Below are 18,679 nucleotides of genomic sequence, written 5' to 3'. Positions count from 1 at the left end.
ACGCATGGCGTGTCACCGCCCCCAGATCCGCAACCGGTTGCTCGCGGGCATCGCCACATCCTCCACCAACCCCAACCCCTGCGCGGCAGCCAACGCATCCACCGCCTCGGCATCGCGGATCCCCGATTCCGGATCGCGCGCCTTCAGCCAGGCATCGAACTGCCGGTTGCTGTCGCTGCTGTAGGTGCCGTTGTAGTTGAAGGGCCCATACACGCACAGCAGGGCACCTTCGGCCATCACCGCGGGCAGGCCCGCGAACAGCGCCTGCACATGCGGCCAGCTCATGATGTGCAGGGTGTTGGCGCTGAACACGGCATCGAAGCGCTCGAACGCTTCGGGCAACGGCGCCAACCCCGGCACTGGCGCCAGCTCCGCCTGCAGTGGCCACGGTTCTGGCGCGTTGGGCAACGCCGCTTCCGCCAGCCGCTCGGCGACACCCGGCAGGTACTCCGGGTGGTCGCTGGCCTGCCACAGCAGGTGCGGCAGCTGTTCGGCGAAGTACGCCGCATGCTGGCCGGTGCCGCTGCCGATCTCCAGCACCCGGTGGCGATCGTGCAGGTAGCGGCGCAGCACGGCCAGGATCGGGTCGCGGTTGCGCTCGCAGGCCTCGGACCAGCGTTGTTGGCTCATGACGTTTCGAAATGTCGGGTCAGCGCACATCCAACCATGACCGCAGTCACTTGTGCCAGCACCGGGTCGCAAACGACAGTCAAAGGCTGATCGTTCCCGGGGAATCGCCAGCTGTGCAACGCCGTGAGTTTCTGACCCTGTCCGGTATGGGCCTTGCCGGCCTGATGCTGCCGTATTCCCGCGCGATCGCCGCCGAGCAGCTGCTCGAGCCGGCCAACGCGACCCGCAACAAGGCCCTCGCCGAAGCCGCACTGGCCGCCGCCAAGCGCGCCGGGGCCAGTTACTGCGACGTGCGCATCGGCCGGTACCTCAACCAGGCGGTAATCACCCGCGAGGCGCGGGTGCAGAACGTCACCAACAGCGAGTCCTCCGGCATTGGCGTGCGCGTCATCGTCAACGGCGCGTGGGGCTTTGCAGCCACCCACCAGCAGACTCCGGCCGCGATCCTGGCCGCCGTCGAGCAGGCCGCCGCCATCGCCCGCGCCAACGCCAGCATCCAGACCCGTCCGGTGCAGCTGGCCCCGGTGGCCGGGGTGGGCGATGTGAGCTGGAAGACGCCGATCCGCAAGAACGCCATGGCGGTGCCGATCCAGGACAAGGTGGAGCTGCTGCTCAGCCTGAATGCGGCCGCGATCAACGCCGGCGCCGACTTCATCAACTCCACGCTGTTCCTGGTCAACGAGCAGAAGTACTTCGCCTCCAGCGACGGCTCGTTCATCGACCAGGACGTGCACCGGATCTGGTTGCCGTTCACTGCCACCGCCATCGACAAGGGCACGGGCAAGTTCCGCACCCGCGCCGGCCTGTCCTCGCCGATGGGCATGGGCTACGAATTCCTCGACGGCGACGCCCGCGGCAAGATCCAGCTGCCCGGCGGCATCACCGCCTACCGCGATTCGTACGACCCGGTGGAAGACGCCATCGCCGCCGCGCGCCATGCCCGCGAGAAGCTCAAGGCACCGTCGGTGAAGCCGGGCAAGTACGACCTGGTGCTGGACCCGTCCAACCTGTTCCTGACCATCCACGAGAACGTCGGCCACCCGCTGGAACTGGACCGCGTGCTTGGCTACGAGGCCAATTACGCCGGCACCAGCTTCGCCACCCTGGACAAGCGCGACGCCGGCTACCGCTGGGGCAGCGAGCGGGTCAACTTCTTCGCCGACAAGACCGCGCCGGGCAGCCTGGGTGCGGTCGGCTACGACGACGAAGGGGTCAAGACCAAGCGCTGGGACCTGGTCAAGGACGGCATCCTGGTCAACTACCAGGCCACCCGCGATGAAGTGCACCTGCTGGGCGAAACCGAATCGCACGGCTGCAGCTATGCCGATTCCTGGTCCAGCGTGCAGTTCCAGCGCATGGCCAACGTCTCGCTGGCGCCGGGCAAGACCCCGCTGAGCGTGGCCGAGATGATCAAGGACGTGGAGAACGGCATCTACATCCATGGTCGTGGCTCGTACTCCATCGATCAGCAGCGTTTCAACGCGCAGTTCGGCGGCCAGCTGTACTACCAGATCAAGAACGGCCAGATTGCCGGCATGGTCGAAGACGCGGCCTACCAGATCCGCACGCCGGAGTTCTGGAACGCGTGCAGCGCGATCTGCGACGAGCGCGATTTCCGCTTCGGCGGGTCGTTCTTCGACGGCAAGGGCCAGCCGGGCCAGGTGTCGGCGGTCTCGCACGGTTCGGCGACCACCCGCTTCGACGGCATCAACATCATCAACACCGCACGCAGCCTGGGCTGACCGCCCGGGCCACCGTGCCAAACGTCACTACCGTTGGACCGCTGCGCCCGCAAGAATCAAACACCCGTTGTTCCTGCCACCCCCACACTGACGTGGAGAGCTGCCTTGCAAAGACGTGACTTCCTTGCCCTGACCGGGCTTACTGCTGGCGGCCTGATCGTGCCGTCGTTCTTTGGCAGGGCGATCGCCGCCGAGCAGCTGCAGAGCACGCTCGACCCGGCGCTGAAGAAGCGCCTGGCCGACGCCGCGCTGGCCGCCGCCCGCCAGGCCGGCGCCACCTACTGCGACGTGCGCATCGGCCGCTACCTGCGCCAGTTCGTGATCACCCGCGAAGACAAGGTGCAGAACGTGGTCAACACCGAGTCCACCGGTGTGGGCATCCGCGTGATCGTCAACGGCGCCTGGGGTTTTGCCGCCACCAACGCACTCAACCCCACCGAGGTGGCCCGCGCCGCGCAGCAGGCCGCTGCCATCGCCAAGGCCAACGCCGGCGTGCAGACCGCCAAGGTGCAGCTGGCTGCTGCGCCGGGCGTGGGCGAGGTCAGCTGGAAAACCCCGATCCGCAAGAACGCGATGGAAGTGCCGATCAAGGAAAAGGTCGACCTGCTGCTGGACGTCAATGCCGCCGCGATGGGCGCGGGCGCCAGCTTCGTCAACTCGATGCTGTTCCTGGTCAACGAACAGAAGTATTTCGCTTCCACCGACGGGTCCTACATCGACCAGGACGTGCACCGCATCTGGGCGCCGATGACGGTCACCGCCATCGACAAGGCCAGCGGCAAGTTCCGCACCCGCGAGGGCCTGTCCGCGCCGATGGGCATGGGCTACGAATACCTGGACGGCGCAGCGGCGGGCAAGGTGCTCACCCCGAATGGCGTGGTCAACTACGGCTCCTCCTACGACATGAAGGAAGACGCCATCGCTGCCGCCAAGCAGGCGCAGGAGAAGCTCAAGGCGCCGTCGGTCAAGCCGGGCAAGTACGACCTGGTGCTGGACCCCTCGCACACCTGGCTGACCATCCACGAGTCGGTCGGCCACCCGCTGGAACTGGACCGCGTGCTCGGCTACGAAGCCAACTACGCAGGCACCAGCTTCGCCACCCTGGACAAGCGCGAGCAGCACTTCCAGTACGGCAGCGACCTGGTCAACATCTTCGCCGACAAGACCCAGCCGGGCAGCCTCGGCGCGGTCGCCTACGACGATGAAGGCGTCAAGACCAAGCGCTGGGACCTGATCAGCAACGGCAAGCTGGTGGACTACCAGACCATCCGCGACCAGGCCCATATCCTGGGCAAGACCGAATCGGACGGCTGCTGCTATGCCGATTCCTGGTCCAGCGTGCAGTTCCAGCGCATGGCCAACGTGTCGATGGCGCCGGGCAAGACCCCGCTGAGCGTGGCCGACATGATCAAGGACGTGGAAAACGGCATCTACATCATCGGCGACGGCTCGTTCTCCATCGACCAGCAGCGCTACAACGCGCAGTTCGGTGGCCAGCTGTTCTACGAGATCAAGAACGGCCAGATCACCCGCATGCTCGAGGACGTGGCCTACCAGATCCGTACCCCGGAATTCTGGAACGCCTGCAGCGCCGTGGCCGACGAACGCGACTACCGCCTGGGCGGTTCGTTCTTCGACGGCAAGGGCCAGCCGGGCCAGGTCTCGGCGGTCTCGCACGGTTCGTCCACCGCGCGCTTCAACGGCATCAACGTCATCAACACCGCACGCAGCCTCGGCTGACCGGTCAGGAGCCCTTACACCATGAGTATCTTCACCGAAGCCCAGGCCAAGGCCATCCTCGACAAGGTCATCGCCCTGTCCAAGGCCGACGAGTGCACCGCCGTGCTGGCCGGCGCGATCAGCGGCAACATTCGTTTCGCGCTGAACAATGTCTCCACCAGTGGCATCGTCGACAACACCGAGCTGGCGGTCACCGTCGCCTTCGGCAAGCGCGTCGGCACGGCCTCGATCAACGAGTTCGACGACGCCGCGCTGGAACGCGTGGTGCGCCGTGCCGAGGACCTGGCCCGGCTGGCGCCGGAGAACCCGGAGTTCATGCCGGCCATCGGCAAGCAGAGCTACCGCGCCAGCCCGACGTTCAGCGAGTCCACTGCAGCGATTGATCCGGCCTTCCGCGCCAAGGTCGCCGCCGATTCGATCGCTCCTTGCCGTGGCCATGGGCTGATTGCCGCCGGTTTTCTCGAAGACGGCCAGGGCTTCCAGGCCACCGCCAACAGCAACGGCAACTTCGCCTACCAGCGCACCACCAACTTCGATTACACCTGCACCGTGCGTACCGAAGATGGCCGTGGTTCGGGCTGGGTCGGCCGCAACCTGAAGGATGCGGCGGACTTCAAGGCCGACCAGGACATCCGCATCGCCATGCGCAAGGCCACCGAATCGGCCGAAGCCAAGGCGCTGGAACCGGGCAAGTACACAGTGATCCTGGAGCCCGCCGCGGCCGCCGGCCTGATCAGCTTCATGATGAACTTCTTCAGCGCACGCTCGGCCGATGAAGGCCGCAGCTTCCTGTCGAAGAAGGGCGGTGGCAACAAGCTGGGCGAGCAGGTCTACGACCCGCGCGTGACCATGATCGCCGACCCGTGGCATCCGGACGCACCGGTGCTGCCGTGGGATGGCGAAGGCATGCCGCGCGAGCGCATGGCCATCATCGAGAACGGCAAGATCGCCAACCTGGACTACTCGCGCTTCTGGGCGCAGAAGCAGGGCAAGACCGCCAAGGCAACACCGGGCAACCTGCTGATGAGCGGTGGCGACAAGAGCACCGCCGAACTGGTGCGCGGCACCCAGAAGGGCATCCTGGTCACCCGTACCTGGTACATCCGCATGGTCGATCCGCAGACCGTGCTGCTGACCGGCCTCACCCGCGACGGCACCTTCTACATCGAGAACGGCCAGATCAAGCACCCGGTGAAGAACTTCCGCTTCAACGAATCGCCGGTGATCATGCTCAACAACATCGAAGAGCTGGGCAAGCCGGTGCGCGTGGCCGGTGATGAATCCAGCTACGTGATGATGATCCCGCCGATGAAGCTGCGCGATTTCACCTTCACCTCGCTGTCCGACGCGGTCTGATGGATCGCCGGGCCTGCCTGCGCTGGTTGGCCGCTGCCGCTTCGGCGGCGGCGCTGCCGGCCTTCGCGCAGGCAGGCCCGCGCAGTTCGCGCTACGACTTCTGGTTCACCCGCCTGCAGTACGACTCCGGCGACTGGGACGTGGACGCGCGCATGCCGTCCAACCTGATCACCTCGCTGATCGACTACACCACGCTGCGGGTGGATCCCACCGAGCGGGTCATCGCGTTGTCCGACCCGCGCATGCTGGACGCCCCGTTCTGCTACCTGGCCGGGCACAAGCTGGTGGAGTTCAACGCGGCCGAGCGGCAGAACTTCGTGCGCTACGTGCGCAATGGCGGGTTTGTCTTCGTCGACGACTGCAACCACGACATCGACGGGCTGTTCGCCAAGTCGTTCGAGGCGCAGATGGCCAGGCTGTTCGGGCCGGCCGCGTTGAAGAAGCTGCCCAACACGCATCCGCTGTACCGCAGCTTCTTCAAGTTCCCGGATGGACCACCCGCGACCGGCTTCGAGCTCAATGGCTGGGGCGACGACCTGGTCCACGATTACCTGAAGGGCATCGAGGTCGATGGCCGGCTGGGCGTGCTCTACAGCAACAAGGATTACGGTTGCGAGTGGGATTACGACTGGCGCAACAAGCGTTTCCTGGCCGAAGACAACACGCGATTCGGCGTGAACATCGTGATGTATGCGTTGAACAACTAGGTACCCCCCATGAATACCGTGAGCCCTGTTGAATCCCTGTTGCCGAAACTGCAGCTCCTGCGCGACGCGCTGGGCCAGGCCGTAGTCGGTCAGCACGATGTAGTGGAGCAGCTGTTGATCGGCCTGCTTGCCGGCGGCCATGTACTGCTGGAAGGCGCGCCGGGGCTGGGCAAGACCCTGCTGGTGCGTTCGCTCGGGCAGGCGCTGGAGCTGCAGTTCCGGCGGGTGCAGTTCACCCCGGACCTGATGCCCAGCGACATCCTGGGCACCGAGCTGCTGGAGGAAGATCATGGCACCGGCCACCGGCACTTCCGCTTCCAGCAGGGCCCGATCTTCACCCACCTGCTGTTGGCCGACGAGCTCAACCGCACGCCGCCGAAGACCCAGGCCGCACTGCTGGAGGCGATGCAGGAACGCACCGTCAGCTATGCCGGCACCACCTATTCGCTGCCCGCACCGTTCTTTGTGCTGGCCACGCAGAACCCGATCGAACAGGCCGGCACCTATCCGCTGCCCGAAGCGCAGCTGGACCGGTTCCTGCTGCACGTGCGGGTGGACTACCCCAGCGAACAGGAAGAGCGCGACATCCTGGTGCAGACCACCGGAAGCAGCAGCGGTGCGGTGCCCAAGGTGATGCATGCCGAGGACGTGCTGGCCCTGCAGGCCGCGGTGCGCCAGGTGCACGTCAGCGACGATGTGCTGACCTGGATCACCCGGCTGGTCCGCGCCAGCCGTCCCGGCGAGGGTGCGCCGGCTGCGGTGAACCACTGGATCAAGTGGGGCGCAGGACCGCGCGCCGGACAGTCGCTGGTGCTGGCGGCCAAGGCGCGTGCCCTGCTGCAGGGCCGCTTTGCGGCGACCCGTGATGACGTGCAGGCGCTGATGGCGCCGGTACTGCGCCATCGCCTGCTGCTTTCGTTCGCGGCAGAGGCCGAGCAGAAGAACGCCGACGACGTGATCGCTGCGTTGCTGCAGGCCGTGCCCTTCCCCGCCTGATCCCACACCGCGCATGCACGCCCCGATCGCCATTCCCGCCGATGTGCGCAGCCGCCTGAAGGCGCTGCGCCTGTTGCCACGGCGTGCCGTGGGCGCGCAGGGCATCGGGCAGCACGCCAGCCGCAGCCGCGGCGCCGGGCTGGAGTTCGCCCAGTACCGCGCCTACGAACCCGGCGATGAACTGCGCCAGATCGACTGGAAGCTGTATGCCCGTTCGGACCGCTTCTTCGTGCGCGAATCCGAGCGCGAAAGCCCGGTCACGATCTGGATCCTGCTCGATGCCACCGCATCGGCCGGCCAGTGCGATCGCGCACGCCCCGGCGTGTCGCGGCTCGACCACGCCAGCGCGGTGGCGGCGTGCATCATCGAACTGGCGTTGCAGCAGGGCGACCGCTTCGGGCTGATCGCCGTCAGTGGCGAGGGCGTGCAGTTGGTACCGGCCGGCAGCGGTGCCCGCCAACGCGACCGCATCCACCTGCTGCTGCACCGCCTGCGTGCGCACGGCGCCTGGCCTGCCACGGACGCGTTGCGACCGGTGTGGGAGCGGGTCCAGGCCAACGACATGCTCATTGCGCTGGGCGATGGCTTCGACGAGGCCGGCACCGTGCTGCTGGAGCGGCTGGCCGCCGCACGCCGCGACGTGGCGCAGTTGCAGATCCTCACCGCCGACGAGCGCGACTTCCCGTTCCAGGACGGCCACCGTTTCCGCGACCCGGAAACCGGTGAGGAGCTGCTCGGCGATGGCCGTGCGATCCGCGATGACTACCTGGCCCGTTTCGGCGAGGCCCAGCGACTGCTTCAGTCGCGCTTGCAGCGCGGCGGCATCGCGCATGTGGTGACCCACACCGACCAACCGCTGGATGCGCCGCTGCGTGCGCTTGCCGGGGTCGGGCGATGAGCCTGTCGTTGCTGTTCCCGATGGGTCTGTTCGCGCTGGCTGCGCTGCTGGTGCCGTTGCTGATCCACTTGGCCCGTCGCCACCACTACGCGCCGCTGGAGTTCGCTGCGCTGCGCTGGCTGCGGGCCAAGGCGCGCCCGCGCCAGCGGATCCGTTTCGACGAATGGCCACTGCTGCTGGTGCGCCTGTTGCTGCTGGCGGCACTGGCCGTGTTGCTTGCACACCCGCTGCTGCATGGCGCACCGGTACAGGCGCCACCGTGGGTGGTGGTTGCGCCGGGGTTGGCCCCGGTGACGGTGCCTGAGGGCAGCGAAGGCCGCTGGCTGGCGCCGGGGTTCCCGCCGTTGCAGGACACTGCGCCGGGCACCACGCAGCCGCTGGCCAGCCTGCTGCGTGAGCTGGACCAGCAGCTGCCGTCCGGCACCGCGTTGACCGTGTATGTGCCTGACCCGATGACCGGCCTGGATGGCGAGCGTCCCAGGCTGTCGCGCGCCGTCGAATGGCGGTCGGTGGCCACGCCGATCACTGCGACCACCGGCGACACTGCACCACGCCTGCGCGTTGGCAGCGCTGCACCCAATGCAGACGATGCGCAGACGCTGCGCGTGCTCGACGCCGTGCAGCGCGCGTGGAACGCGCAACCACTGTCCGCAACGCTCGAAGGGGACGCGGTGCCAGCCAATGGCGAAATAGGCGTGTGGCGGTCCAGCGCGCCGCTGTCCCCGGCATGGCGTGCCTGGGTGGAAGCGGGGAACAGTGTGCTCGCGTTGTCCGCGACTGCTGTCGCCGACAACGGCACTCCCATCCTTCCGGACCACGAAGGCAAGCCCACCCTCGCGCGGCACGCGCTCGGTCGCGGCCAGGTGCTGCGCTTCACTGCCGCGTTGACCCCCGACGCCTTGCCGATCCTGCGCGATCCTTCCTTCCCGCGCCGCCTGCTGGAACAGGTACACCCCGCCGCCGCACCCCAGCTTGCACCTGCCGCCTCGCAGCGCCCGTTGAGCGGAGCCGCCGCACCCCTCGTGCAACCGCGTGACCTGAGCCTGTGGCTGCTGATCATCATCGTGTGCCTGTTCGCGCTGGAACGCTGGATGGCCACGTCACGCCGTCGCGGGGCGGGGGCATGAGTCCGCTGCAGCAGGCGTGGCAGCGCGCGCGCCGTCGTCAGTGGCTGGCTGTTGCGGCCGTGCTTCTGCCGCTTGCGCTGGCCGTCACTGCCGTGGCGGTGCGCCTTGCAGGCATCAGCGTCGCATCGGTGGTGCTGCTGGTCACGCTGTTGCTGGTCGTGGGCACGGCCACCTGGCGCGCACGTCGGCTCGACCGGCAGTGGCTGGTGCGCCGGCTGGATGCGCATCCGGTCGCGCAGGACAGCGCTGACCTGCTGTTCGCCGATGCCACCACGCTCAATCCGTTGCAGCAGCTGCAACGCGATCGCATCAGCCGCACCCTGCACGGCGCCATGCCTGACCTGCGCACGTCGTGGCCGCGCCGCTGGCTGGTGGCGTCATGGCTGGTCGGCGTGCTCGTCACGGTGCTGGCGGTGGGCTGGCCCGCGCCGGGCGCACCGCTGCCGATGCTTCCAGGCACCGCCGCTCCCGAGGCCAGCGTCGCACTGCCGCCGCGCCTGCAGTCCGCCCGCCTGCAGATCCGTGCCCCGGCGTACACCGGGCAGGCCGCGCGCACGCAGACCGCATTGGACGCCAAGGTGGTGCAGGGCAGCGCGCTGGACTGGTCGTTACGCTTTACCGCACAGCCAACCAAGGCGGCCCTGCAACTGCACGACGGCACCCGCATCGCGCTGCGTCGCGACGGCGAAGCGTGGGTGGCGCAGTGGAACGCCAGCCGCCCCACCCTGTACCGCATCGTCACCGAGCCTGCGCTGAGCGCGCCGCGCCTGTACCGGCTGGACGTGGTATCCGACCGACCACCGACCGTGCGCGTGATCGCGCCCGATCGCACCCTGGTGCTGGCCACGCCTGGCCAGCGCCAATGGACCCTGCAGTTCGAAGCCAGCGACGACTTCGGCGTGGCGCCCACGGCCGAGCTGGCGCTGACCCTGGCCCAGGGCAGCGGCGAGAACATCACGTTCCGCGAGCAGCGCATCGCGCTGAGCGGCACCGGCCCGGCCACGCAGCGCCGCTTCGTGCGCACCCTGGACCTCGCGGCGCTGGGCGCCGGGCCGGGCAACGATGTGATCGCGCAGCTGCACGTGCGCGACAACCACACCCCCACGCCGCAGACCGCACAGAGCACCAGTCTGATCCTGCGCCTGCCCAGCGAAGAAGAGGTGCTGGGCGCGGACCTGGAAGGCATGGTCAAGAAGACCCTGCCGGCGTACTTCCGCAGCCAGCGACAGATCATCATCGACGCCGAAGCGCTGATCAAACAGCGCGGGAAACTGTCGGCGGAGGAGTTCGTGAAACGCAGCGACGCCATCGGCGTGGACCAGCGCATCCTGCGCCTGCGCTATGGCCAGTTCCTCGGCGAGGAAAGCGAAGGCGCACCCAAGGCGCCGCCCACCAGCGACAGTCTGCCGACCAGCGACGCACCGGCCGCTGGACACGACGACGATCACGCGCACGAGCCCACCACAGCACAGGACAGCCACGACGACCACGACCATGGCGCTTCGAAAGCCGACGCCGCACCCGTGTTCGGCACCGCCACCGACGTGCTCTCCGAGTACGGCCACACCCACGACCACGCCGAAGCGGCCACGCTGCTGGACCCGGAAACCCGCGCGATCCTGAAGGCTGCGCTGGATCAGATGTGGTCATCCGAGGGCGAGCTGCGCCAAGGCAGGCCCGAGCGCGCCCTGCCGTTCGCCAACAAGGCGCTGGAGTTCATCAAGAAGGTGCAGCAGGCCGAACGCATCTACCTGGCGCGGGTGGGTCCCGAGTTGCCGCCGATCGATGAAGGCCGCCGCATGACCGGCGACCGCGCCGACCTTGGCAGCCGTACGCTGGCGATTGCACCGGTCGCCGCACCGGACCCGGCGATCGTCGCGGTCTGGCAGCAGCTGGCCGACACCGGCAACGTGCCGGACCTGGACGCGCTCAGCCAATGGCTGGGCCGCAACGAGCGCCGCCTGGCGGATCCGTTGAGCCTGGCAGCGGCCATCGAAGAGCTGCGCATCGAGCCGGACTGCATCGCCTGCCGCAGCACCTTGCGCGCGCAGCTGTGGCGCGCCTTGTTGCGACCGCTGCCGCAGGTAGAACGGAGAGCCACACCGGACCCGATGGCACAGCGCTACCTGGACGCCCTGGAGGCCACCCGATGAGTACCGCACTGTGGGTCGCCATCGCCCTGGCCATCATCGTCATCGTCGGCACCCTCCGCGTAGCGCCGGGCTCTGCCCGGCCGCTCCACCGCGCGATGCTGATCGCCCTGCAGGCCCTGGCGGCGCTCCTGCTCTACTTCACCCTGCTACCCCCACAGGGCAGCGTGGAAGCCGGCCAACTCACCGTGCTGACCCGCAACGCATCACTCGCTAAAGACCCCGCCGCAGGCACCACGCTGATCGCCCTGCCCGAAGCCGCCGCACCGGCAGGCGCCATCCGCGCTCCGGACCTCGCCACCGCCCTGCGCCAGTACCCCGGCAGCACTGCACTGGTGCTGGTCGGAGACGGCCTGTCCGCACGCGACCGCGAAACCGCCTTGCCCGCGCACACCACGCTGCAGGCCGCGCCTGCGCCCACTGGGTGGGTGTCACTGCAGCCACCCACCACCACCGCGCCGGGCGCCTTGTTTACGGTCAGCGCGCGCGTCAACGGCGTCGCCAACGCGCGCGCCGAGCTGCTCGACCCGGCCGGCATGGTGGTCGACCGCGCTCCGCTCGATGCGCAGGGCCGGGTGCACCTGCAGGGCACCGCGCGCGCCGCTGGCCGCAGTGAATTCAGCCTGCGCCTCCTCGATGCGCAGCAGCACGCAGTGGATACCGTTGCGGTTCCATTGCAGACCCTCGCCGTCCCTGCACCACGCGTGCTGGTGATCGCCGGCGCACCGGGTCCGGAGCTGAAGTACCTGCGGCGTTGGGCCACCGACACCGGGCTGGAGGTACAGGCCCAGTCCAGTGCCGGGGGTGGCGTCATGCTCGGTGACACCCCGGTAGCCCTCACCGCCGCCCGGCTGGCCGCCACCGATGTGCTGGTACTCGACGAACGCAGCCTGGCCGCACTCGGCACCGCGCAGCGCAGCGTGGTCGCGCAGGCAGTGCGGGCCGGGCTGGGCGTGGTGGTCCGCACTACCGGTCCGCTCAACGACACCACCCGTCAGGCGCTGCGCAGCTGGGGACTGCCGGCAAGCGGAGGCACCCGCGCCGTACCGCTGCTGTTGGCTGCCGATCCGGAGGCCGCGCTGCTGCAGGCCCGTCGCGGCCCGCAGCGCCCGACCAGCGAGCGCACCGCCTACACCGACGAGGCCGACACCGCTTCGCACAGCGCGGCACCGCCCGCACTGGAACAATTCGAGGTGAACCTGCCCGGCAGCGACGCGCTGCTGCACGACGCCAAGGGCGCGGCCGTTGGCGGCTGGCGCAGCGTCGGTCGTGGCCGCATCGCACTGCTGCCAGTCACCGACAGCTACCGGCTGGTGCTGTCCGGCCGCGACGACCGCCATGCCGAACTGTGGTCCGGCGTGTTCGCCCAGGTGGCCCGCGCCTTGCCCGGCGCACCGGCGGTACGCCTGACCTCCACCACGCCGTGGGCGGGCGAGCGCGTGACCCTGTGCGACGTGTCCGACACCAGTCGGGTCCGCGACCCCGCAGGCCACACCGTCGCCCTGCAGGTCGACCCCGCCACCGGCACCCAGCGCTGCGCCGCCTACTGGCCTCAGCAGCCGGGCTGGCACCAGCTGCAGCACGGCGACATTGCGCAGGCCTTCTACGTATTCGATCCCGCCTCGGCCCAGCCGCTGCACCGCCAGCAGCAGCGCGACGCCACGGCACAGCGCCTGGACGAAACCCGTACCACCGCCGCAACCGCGACCGACACGATGCCGGGCCCGCGCTGGCCCTGGCTGCTCGCCTTCATCGCCGTCGCCGGGCTGTTGTGGTGGCTCGAAAGAAGGCGGGTAACCGCGTAGCGACACGCCACGCGTGTCCCAGGCCATGCCTGCCGCCACGCAGGACACGCATGGCGTGTCCCTACGGTTTACCGGCCGGCACGGCCACACCACATCCCTGCTCTGCCTCACAGAGCTGCAACGCCCTTCGCTGCTGATCCGCATCCAGACCCGGCGGCGGGCGGGCAACGGCGGACTGGATCGGGTCCGGTGCGCGGGTCAGCGTGTGCAGGCCCTTGGCGGTCTGGGCGATGCCGTAGTTGATGCCCATCATCAAGTAGCCACCGCGCATGCCCACTTCTTCCAGCGACGGCGGCTCGCGCCAGGCGCGGTTGAACGCGTTGGGCGCGGGCTCCACCGGGCTCTTGAAGCGGTACAGGTCCAGCGGCACCTCCTCGTCCGGCCTGAGCGCGCGGACTTCGCCGAGCGTGGTGACCTGCGCGTTGGCGCTTTCAGGCGGCGCTGCGCCATCCTGTCCCTGCGCTGCGCCTGCCAGCAGTACACCTGCCAGCCACGTGGTTCCCCGCAGTCCCTTGCCTCGCATCATGCGTCCTGTCCTGTGAGCGGCATCGTCGGCGGAGCATACGCAGCGCGCCCTTCAGAATTCGTTGGGCACTGAACCATTCACCGATTCGCGCCGCCGTGTCTCAGTCACTGAGACCGCTTTATGTTTCCATGGCGTCCTTTGCAGACCGTTGTTTCCCATGGCTTACGAACTCGCCAAGCGCACCGAGGACGCCGAACGGCGCCTTGCGACCACCGATGGGCTGCCCTCGCGCAACGGCGCGCTGCTCACCGAGCGGCTGCAACGGCGCTACTCCGACCGCATCACCGGCAGCTTCACCATCCCCGGCCGCGAGGGTAGCTACGCCCCGATTCCGGCGGATGTGCCGGCCGCGCTGACCGCCGCGCTGAAGGCGCGTGGCATCGAGCAGCTCTACAGCCACCAGGCTGAGGCGTGGGACGCCACCCAGCGTGGCGAACACGTGGCCATCGTCACCCCCACCGCCAGCGGCAAGTCGCTGTGCTACACCCTGCCGGTGGTCAGTGCCGCCATGCAGGGCAAGGCCAAGGCGCTGTACCTGTTTCCGACCAAAGCCCTGGCCCAGGACCAGGTGGCGGAACTGCTGGAGCTCAACCGCGCCGGCGACCTGGGGGTGAAGGCCTTCACCTTCGACGGCGACACCCCCGGCGACGCCCGCCAGGCGATCCGCCTACACGGCGACATCGTGGTGTCCAACCCGGACATGCTGCACCAGGCGATCCTGCCGCATCACACCAAGTGGGCGCAGTTCTTCGAGAACCTGCGCTACATCGTCATCGACGAGGTACACACCTACCGCGGCGTGTTCGGCAGCCACGTCACCAACGTGCTGCGCCGGCTCAAGCGCATCTGCGCGTTCTACGGGGTGCAACCGCAGTTCATCCTGTGCTCGGCCACCATCGGCAACCCGCAGGCGCATGCCGAAGCGCTGATCGAAGCGCCGGTGACCGCGGTCACCGAGTCCGGCGCGCCGACGGGGCCCAAGCACGTGCTGCTGTGGAACCCGCCGGTGGTGAATGCCGACCTCGGCCTGCGTGCCTCCGCGCGCTCGCAGAGCAACCGCATCGCGCGCATCGCAATCAAGTCCGGGCTGAAGACGCTGATCTTCGCGCAGAGCCGGTTGATGGTCGAAGTGCTCACCAAGTACCTGAAGGACATCTTCGACCACGACCCGCGCAAGCCGGCCCGTATCCGCGCCTACCGTGGCGGCTACCTGCCCACCGAGCGCCGCGAAACCGAACGCGCCATGCGCGCCGGCACCATCGACGGCATCGTCAGTACCTCGGCGCTGGAGCTGGGCGTGGATATCGGCAGCCTGGACGTGGTGGTGCTCAATGGCTACCCCGGCAGCGTGGCCGCCACCTGGCAACGCTTCGGCCGCGCAGGTCGCCGCCAGCAGCCGGCGCTGGGCGTGCTGGTGGCCAGCTCGCAGCCGCTGGACCAGTACGTGGTGCGCCACCCGGACTTCTTCGCCGACGCCTCGCCCGAACACGCGCGCATCGCGCCGGACCAGCCGCTGATCCTGTTCGATCACATCCGCTGCGCGGCGTTCGAGCTGCCGTTCCTGGCCGGCGACCCGTTCGGGCCGATCGATCCGCTGGTGTTCCTGGAGGCCTTGGCCGAAACCGAGGTGGTGCACCGCGAAGGCGACCGCTGGGAATGGATCGCCGACAGCTACCCGGCCAACGCGGTCAGCCTGCGTTCGGTGGCCGACGGCAATTTCGTGGTGGTCGACCGCAGCGACGGCAAGCAGCAGATCATTGCCGAAGTGGACTACTCCGCCGCCGCGCTCACCCTGTATGAAGGCGCCATCCACATGGTGCAGTCCACGCCCTACCAGGTGGAGCGGCTGGACTGGGAAGGCCGCAAGGCCTATGTCACCCGTACCCACGTGGACTACTACACCGACAGCATCGACTTTACCAAGCTCAAGGTGCTGGACCGCTTCGACGGCTGCATGGCCGGGCGCGGCGACTCGCATCACGGCGAAGTGCACGTGGTGCGGCGCGTGGCCGGTTACAAGAAGATCCGCTACTACACCCACGAAAACATTGGTTACGGGCCGGTCAACCTGCCCGATCAGGAACTGCACACCACGGCAGTGTGGTGGCAGCTGCCGCAGGGCCTGCTGTTGACCGCGTTCGATTCCAAGCAGGAAGCACTGGACGGCTTCCTCGGCGCCGCTTACGCGCTGCACATCGTCGCCACGGTGGCGGTGATGGCCGACGCGCGCGACCTGCAGAAGGCGGTAGGCAATGGCGATGGCGCATGGTTCGCGGTGGCCGACCAGAGCGGGCGCGGGCAGCTGCGCGGCGCCGAATTCGATGCCAGCGCCATCGAGCTGCAGCAGCAGTTCGTGCCCACCGTGTACCTGTACGACAACTTCCCCGGGGGCGTGGGCCTGAGCGAACCGCTGTGGCTGCGCCAGGCGGAACTGCTGCAGCGCGCGCAGGAGCTGGTACAGCGCTGCGACTGCAAGGCCGGCTGCCCCGCCTGCGTGGGCCCGGTGCTCGCTGGCCAGGAAGAAGACGCCACCACACCCAAGGCGCTGGCGCTCAAGGTGCTGGCGCTGTTCGACGAACACGCGCTGCCCAGCGCTGCCGAGCGCGAGCGGATCGACGCTGACGTGGTGCCGTTTTGAGCCTGAGCCTGGACAAGCTGCGGCTGCTGCGCCGACAGGCGGGTGATGCCACGCCGCGCCCGGCCGTCGACAGCGCTGCACCCGTGGCTCAGGCGGCAGGCCATGCCACGGTGCCTGAACCGCCGGCGCCGGTGGTGCCCGCAGCGGCCAACGATGCTCACGCACGCCGGGCCGCACCGGACTCGGTGTTCGCCTGGGTCGAGAAGGAGATCCGGCACAAGCCGACCGGGGAACGGGTGCCTGCCGCGCCGCCCGCAACAGCGCTGCGCAAGCCCGAAGTAGGCGGCCTGCACCGCCTGCTGGGCCTGCGCGATCGTGGCGCAGCCGCCACGCGACCGCGTGCGGACGCGCAGGACCGCCATGTGCCCGGCGAGGAGATCGCGCCCGGCTTGTTCCTGATCGAATCGTTCCTGCCCCGCGCCATTCCCACCCAGCCGCTGTCGCTGGCCTTCGCCAAACGCGACGGCGAACAGGTGCAGCCGCAGGACCTGTTGTTCTTCGACACCGAGACCACCGGCCTGGCCGGTGGCACCGGCACCCGCGCCTTCATGATCGGCGCGGCCGACTGGCACCGTGATGCCGCGCGCGGCGAGGGCCTGCGCATCCGCCAGCTGCTGATGACCACCATGGCCGCTGAAACCGCGATGCTGCGCGAGTTCGCCGGCTGGCTGCAGCCCACCACCGTGTTTTCCAGCTACAACGGCCGCTGCTACGACGCGCCGCTGCTGAAGACCCGCTACCGCCTGGCCCGCCAGCGCTGCCCGATCACCCCGCTGGACCATGTGGACCTGCTGTTCCCGACCCGCCGCCGCTACCGGGGCACCTGGGAGAACTGCCGGCTGGCAACCATCGAGCGCCAGCTGCTGCAGGTGATCCGCGAGGACGACCTGCCCGGTTCCGAAGCACCGGCTGCCTGGCTGAACTATCTGCGTGGCGGAAGCGCGGTGAACCTGCGCCGGGTGGCCGAACACAACCACCAGGACGTGGTGACCCTGTCGTTGCTGATGCTGCGGCTGGTGGCCGAGGAGCAGCGCGAGCGCGAAACCCTGGAACTGTCAGCGGCGCAGCCGCAGGGCTAGTGGCGTATTCACCGTGTTGACGCGCCGTGCAGCTGGGCCGGTGCAAGCTGGCGCCACATCCCTTCCAAGGAGTACGCCATGCGCCTGCCCATGTTGCTGTTGATCAGCTGTGCCCTGCCGCTGTCGGCGTGCAGCAGCCCGCCGCCGAAGAACACCGAAGAGCCGCCGCAGGCGGTGGTCGACCCGTTGCCGACCGGCATGGGGAACGGCACGAAGTGCGATCCCGAGGCGTTGAAGGGGTTGGAAGGCCAGGTGGCGTCCCCCGCACTCGTGGAGAAGACCGTCAAGGCCGCTGGCGCCAAGCATGCCCGCGTGGTGAAGCCGGGCATGGCGGTGACCATGGATTTCCGCGAAGACCGGTTGACCATTCAAGTGGACGAACAGAACCGCATCACCAGCATCGGCTGTAATTGACCCGGTAGAGCCACGCCCTGCGTGGCTCTATCCATCCGGTGGGCTCAACGCACCCGCTGCGCGGTGCCGTTGGCCAACGCCTGGTCGATGGCCGAGCGCACATCGCGCGCAACCTTGGCCGAGGCCACGCTCTGGCGTTGCGCCAGCGCTTCCTGCTGGCGTGCCAGACCCTGCTGCTGAAGGGCCAGCTCTGCCTGCTTCCGGGCCGCCTGTTCGGTCTGCTCCTGCCGGCCCTGCTCGGTGCGCGCCTGCGCGGCGCGCTGGCGCGCAAGTTCCGATGCACGACGTGCGGCCAGCGCACGCGTAGCGTCACTGCTACCTTGGTGCGCAGCCTGGTTGGCCATTTCCGCCGCGTCCATCTGCAGGGCCTCACGGCTGGCGTCCAGCGCCTCGCGGCTGGCCTGCAGTGAAAGGGCAGCCATGCGCTCGCCCAGGCGCCCCTGTTGTTCGCCCAACCGTCCCTGCTGTTCACCCAGCTCGCCCTGCGCGCGACCCAGGTCACCGATTTCCTTCTGCGACTGGCTGAGCGAACGGATCAGCGCCGGATCGCGGATCACATAGCGATCGTTGCCGCGACGCACCCAGAGCACCGGTTCGCCGCTCGGTGCGTCGCGCTGCGACTGCTTGAGGTCGGCCATCGACGCATTGACGAAGTTGTCGTTGCCCATGCGCAGTACATACGCCTGTGACGGCTGGTGCGACAGGTCCAATCGCCCCTGGGTGATCATCGTGGTGCTGGAGCCGCCACTGTTGATGTGCATGCTGCTGACGTGGTCCGGATGCGGCGGCTCGGCAGGTGCACGCGGTGCGGCCGGGGCGTCGGGTGCGGTCGGCACGGCGGGTGCGCGTGGCGCAGCGGCCGGGCGCGGCG

General features: G+C 68.7%; 14 protein-coding genes and 1 pseudogene. 12 read left to right on the top strand and 3 right to left on the bottom strand.

The window, feature by feature from the left end:
* Positions 1–12 precede the first annotated feature (12 nt).
* Entirely contained in the window at positions 13–630 is a 618-nt protein-coding gene (locus tag RYM47_RS18005; protein WP_315389737.1) for a DUF938 domain-containing protein, read from the bottom strand.
* A gap of 113 nt (positions 631–743) precedes the next feature.
* Between RYM47_RS18005 and RYM47_RS18000 the strand changes: the two genes are divergently transcribed.
* The 9 genes from RYM47_RS18000 (at position 744) to RYM47_RS17960 (ending at position 13,151) form a co-directional block, all read left to right on the top strand.
* Positions 744–2,372 (top strand): TldD/PmbA family protein, encoded by a 1,629-nt coding sequence (locus RYM47_RS18000; RefSeq protein WP_315389735.1) that lies wholly within the window; start codon positions 744–746, stop codon positions 2,370–2,372.
* Between the two features lie 105 nt (positions 2,373–2,477).
* Positions 2,478–4,112 (top strand): TldD/PmbA family protein, encoded by a 1,635-nt coding sequence (locus RYM47_RS17995; protein ID WP_315389733.1) that lies wholly within the window; start codon positions 2,478–2,480, stop codon positions 4,110–4,112.
* A 21-nt stretch (positions 4,113–4,133) separates the two neighbouring features.
* Positions 4,134–5,468 (top strand): TldD/PmbA family protein, encoded by a 1,335-nt coding sequence (locus RYM47_RS17990; RefSeq protein WP_019336350.1) that lies wholly within the window; start codon positions 4,134–4,136, stop codon positions 5,466–5,468.
* Positions 5,468–6,175, top strand: a complete 708-nt coding sequence (locus tag RYM47_RS17985) for a DUF4159 domain-containing protein (protein WP_315389727.1) — start codon at positions 5,468–5,470, stop codon at positions 6,173–6,175. The genes RYM47_RS17990 and RYM47_RS17985 overlap by 1 nt, the downstream gene beginning before the upstream one ends.
* Positions 6,176–6,184: 9 nt before the next feature.
* Positions 6,185–7,171 carry a MoxR family ATPase gene (locus tag RYM47_RS17980; protein ID WP_315389725.1) on the top strand — a complete coding sequence of 329 codons (987 nt, stop codon included), beginning with the start codon at positions 6,185–6,187 and terminating at the stop codon, positions 7,169–7,171.
* A 13-nt stretch (positions 7,172–7,184) separates the two neighbouring features.
* Positions 7,185–8,069: a DUF58 domain-containing protein gene (locus tag RYM47_RS17975; protein ID WP_315389724.1), complete on the top strand. Its 885-nt coding sequence runs from the start codon at positions 7,185–7,187 to the stop codon at positions 8,067–8,069.
* Complete coding sequence (locus RYM47_RS17970; RefSeq protein ID WP_315389722.1) at positions 8,066–9,196, top strand: BatA domain-containing protein; 1,131 nt, start codon at positions 8,066–8,068, stop codon at positions 9,194–9,196. Before RYM47_RS17975 ends, RYM47_RS17970 begins: the two co-directional genes overlap by 4 nt.
* Positions 9,193–11,349, top strand: coding sequence for a hypothetical protein (locus RYM47_RS17965; RefSeq protein ID WP_315389720.1), 2,157 nt, complete (start codon positions 9,193–9,195; stop codon positions 11,347–11,349). The genes RYM47_RS17970 and RYM47_RS17965 overlap by 4 nt, the downstream gene beginning before the upstream one ends.
* A complete protein-coding gene (locus tag RYM47_RS17960; RefSeq protein ID WP_315389718.1) occupies positions 11,346–13,151 on the top strand; it encodes a hypothetical protein in 1,806 nt (601 codons plus the stop codon). The genes RYM47_RS17965 and RYM47_RS17960 overlap by 4 nt, the downstream gene beginning before the upstream one ends.
* A gap of 61 nt (positions 13,152–13,212) precedes the next feature.
* On the opposite strand, the gene RYM47_RS17955 is transcribed toward RYM47_RS17960, so the two are convergent.
* On the bottom strand, positions 13,213–13,674 hold the full coding sequence (locus tag RYM47_RS17955; RefSeq protein WP_315389760.1) for a hypothetical protein: 462 nt from the start codon (positions 13,672–13,674) through the stop codon (positions 13,213–13,215).
* Positions 13,675–13,834: 160 nt separating this feature from the next.
* Between RYM47_RS17955 and RYM47_RS17950 the strand changes: the two genes are divergently transcribed.
* The 3 genes from RYM47_RS17950 (at position 13,835) to RYM47_RS17940 (ending at position 17,808) form a co-directional block, all read left to right on the top strand.
* Complete coding sequence (locus RYM47_RS17950; protein WP_315389717.1) at positions 13,835–16,315, top strand: DEAD/DEAH box helicase; 2,481 nt, start codon at positions 13,835–13,837, stop codon at positions 16,313–16,315.
* The gene (locus RYM47_RS17945; protein WP_315389715.1) at positions 16,312–17,394 is read left to right on the top strand and encodes a ribonuclease H-like domain-containing protein; all 1,083 of its coding nucleotides are present in this window, start codon (positions 16,312–16,314) and stop codon (positions 17,392–17,394) included. The genes RYM47_RS17950 and RYM47_RS17945 overlap by 4 nt, the downstream gene beginning before the upstream one ends.
* 78 nt (positions 17,395–17,472) lie before the next feature.
* A complete protein-coding gene (locus tag RYM47_RS17940) occupies positions 17,473–17,808 on the top strand; it encodes an I78 family peptidase inhibitor (protein WP_315389714.1) in 336 nt (111 codons plus the stop codon).
* Between the two features lie 44 nt (positions 17,809–17,852).
* Here the strand turns inward: RYM47_RS17940 and RYM47_RS17935 are convergent.
* A pseudogene (locus RYM47_RS17935) lies at positions 17,853–18,679 on the bottom strand (hypothetical protein); the annotation flags it as partial.

Origin of the sequence: uncultured Stenotrophomonas sp., assembly GCF_963519125.1 — a bacterium.
Lineage (GTDB): Bacteria > Pseudomonadota > Gammaproteobacteria > Xanthomonadales > Xanthomonadaceae > Stenotrophomonas.
This window is presented reverse-complemented; position numbering and strand designations above follow the sequence as displayed.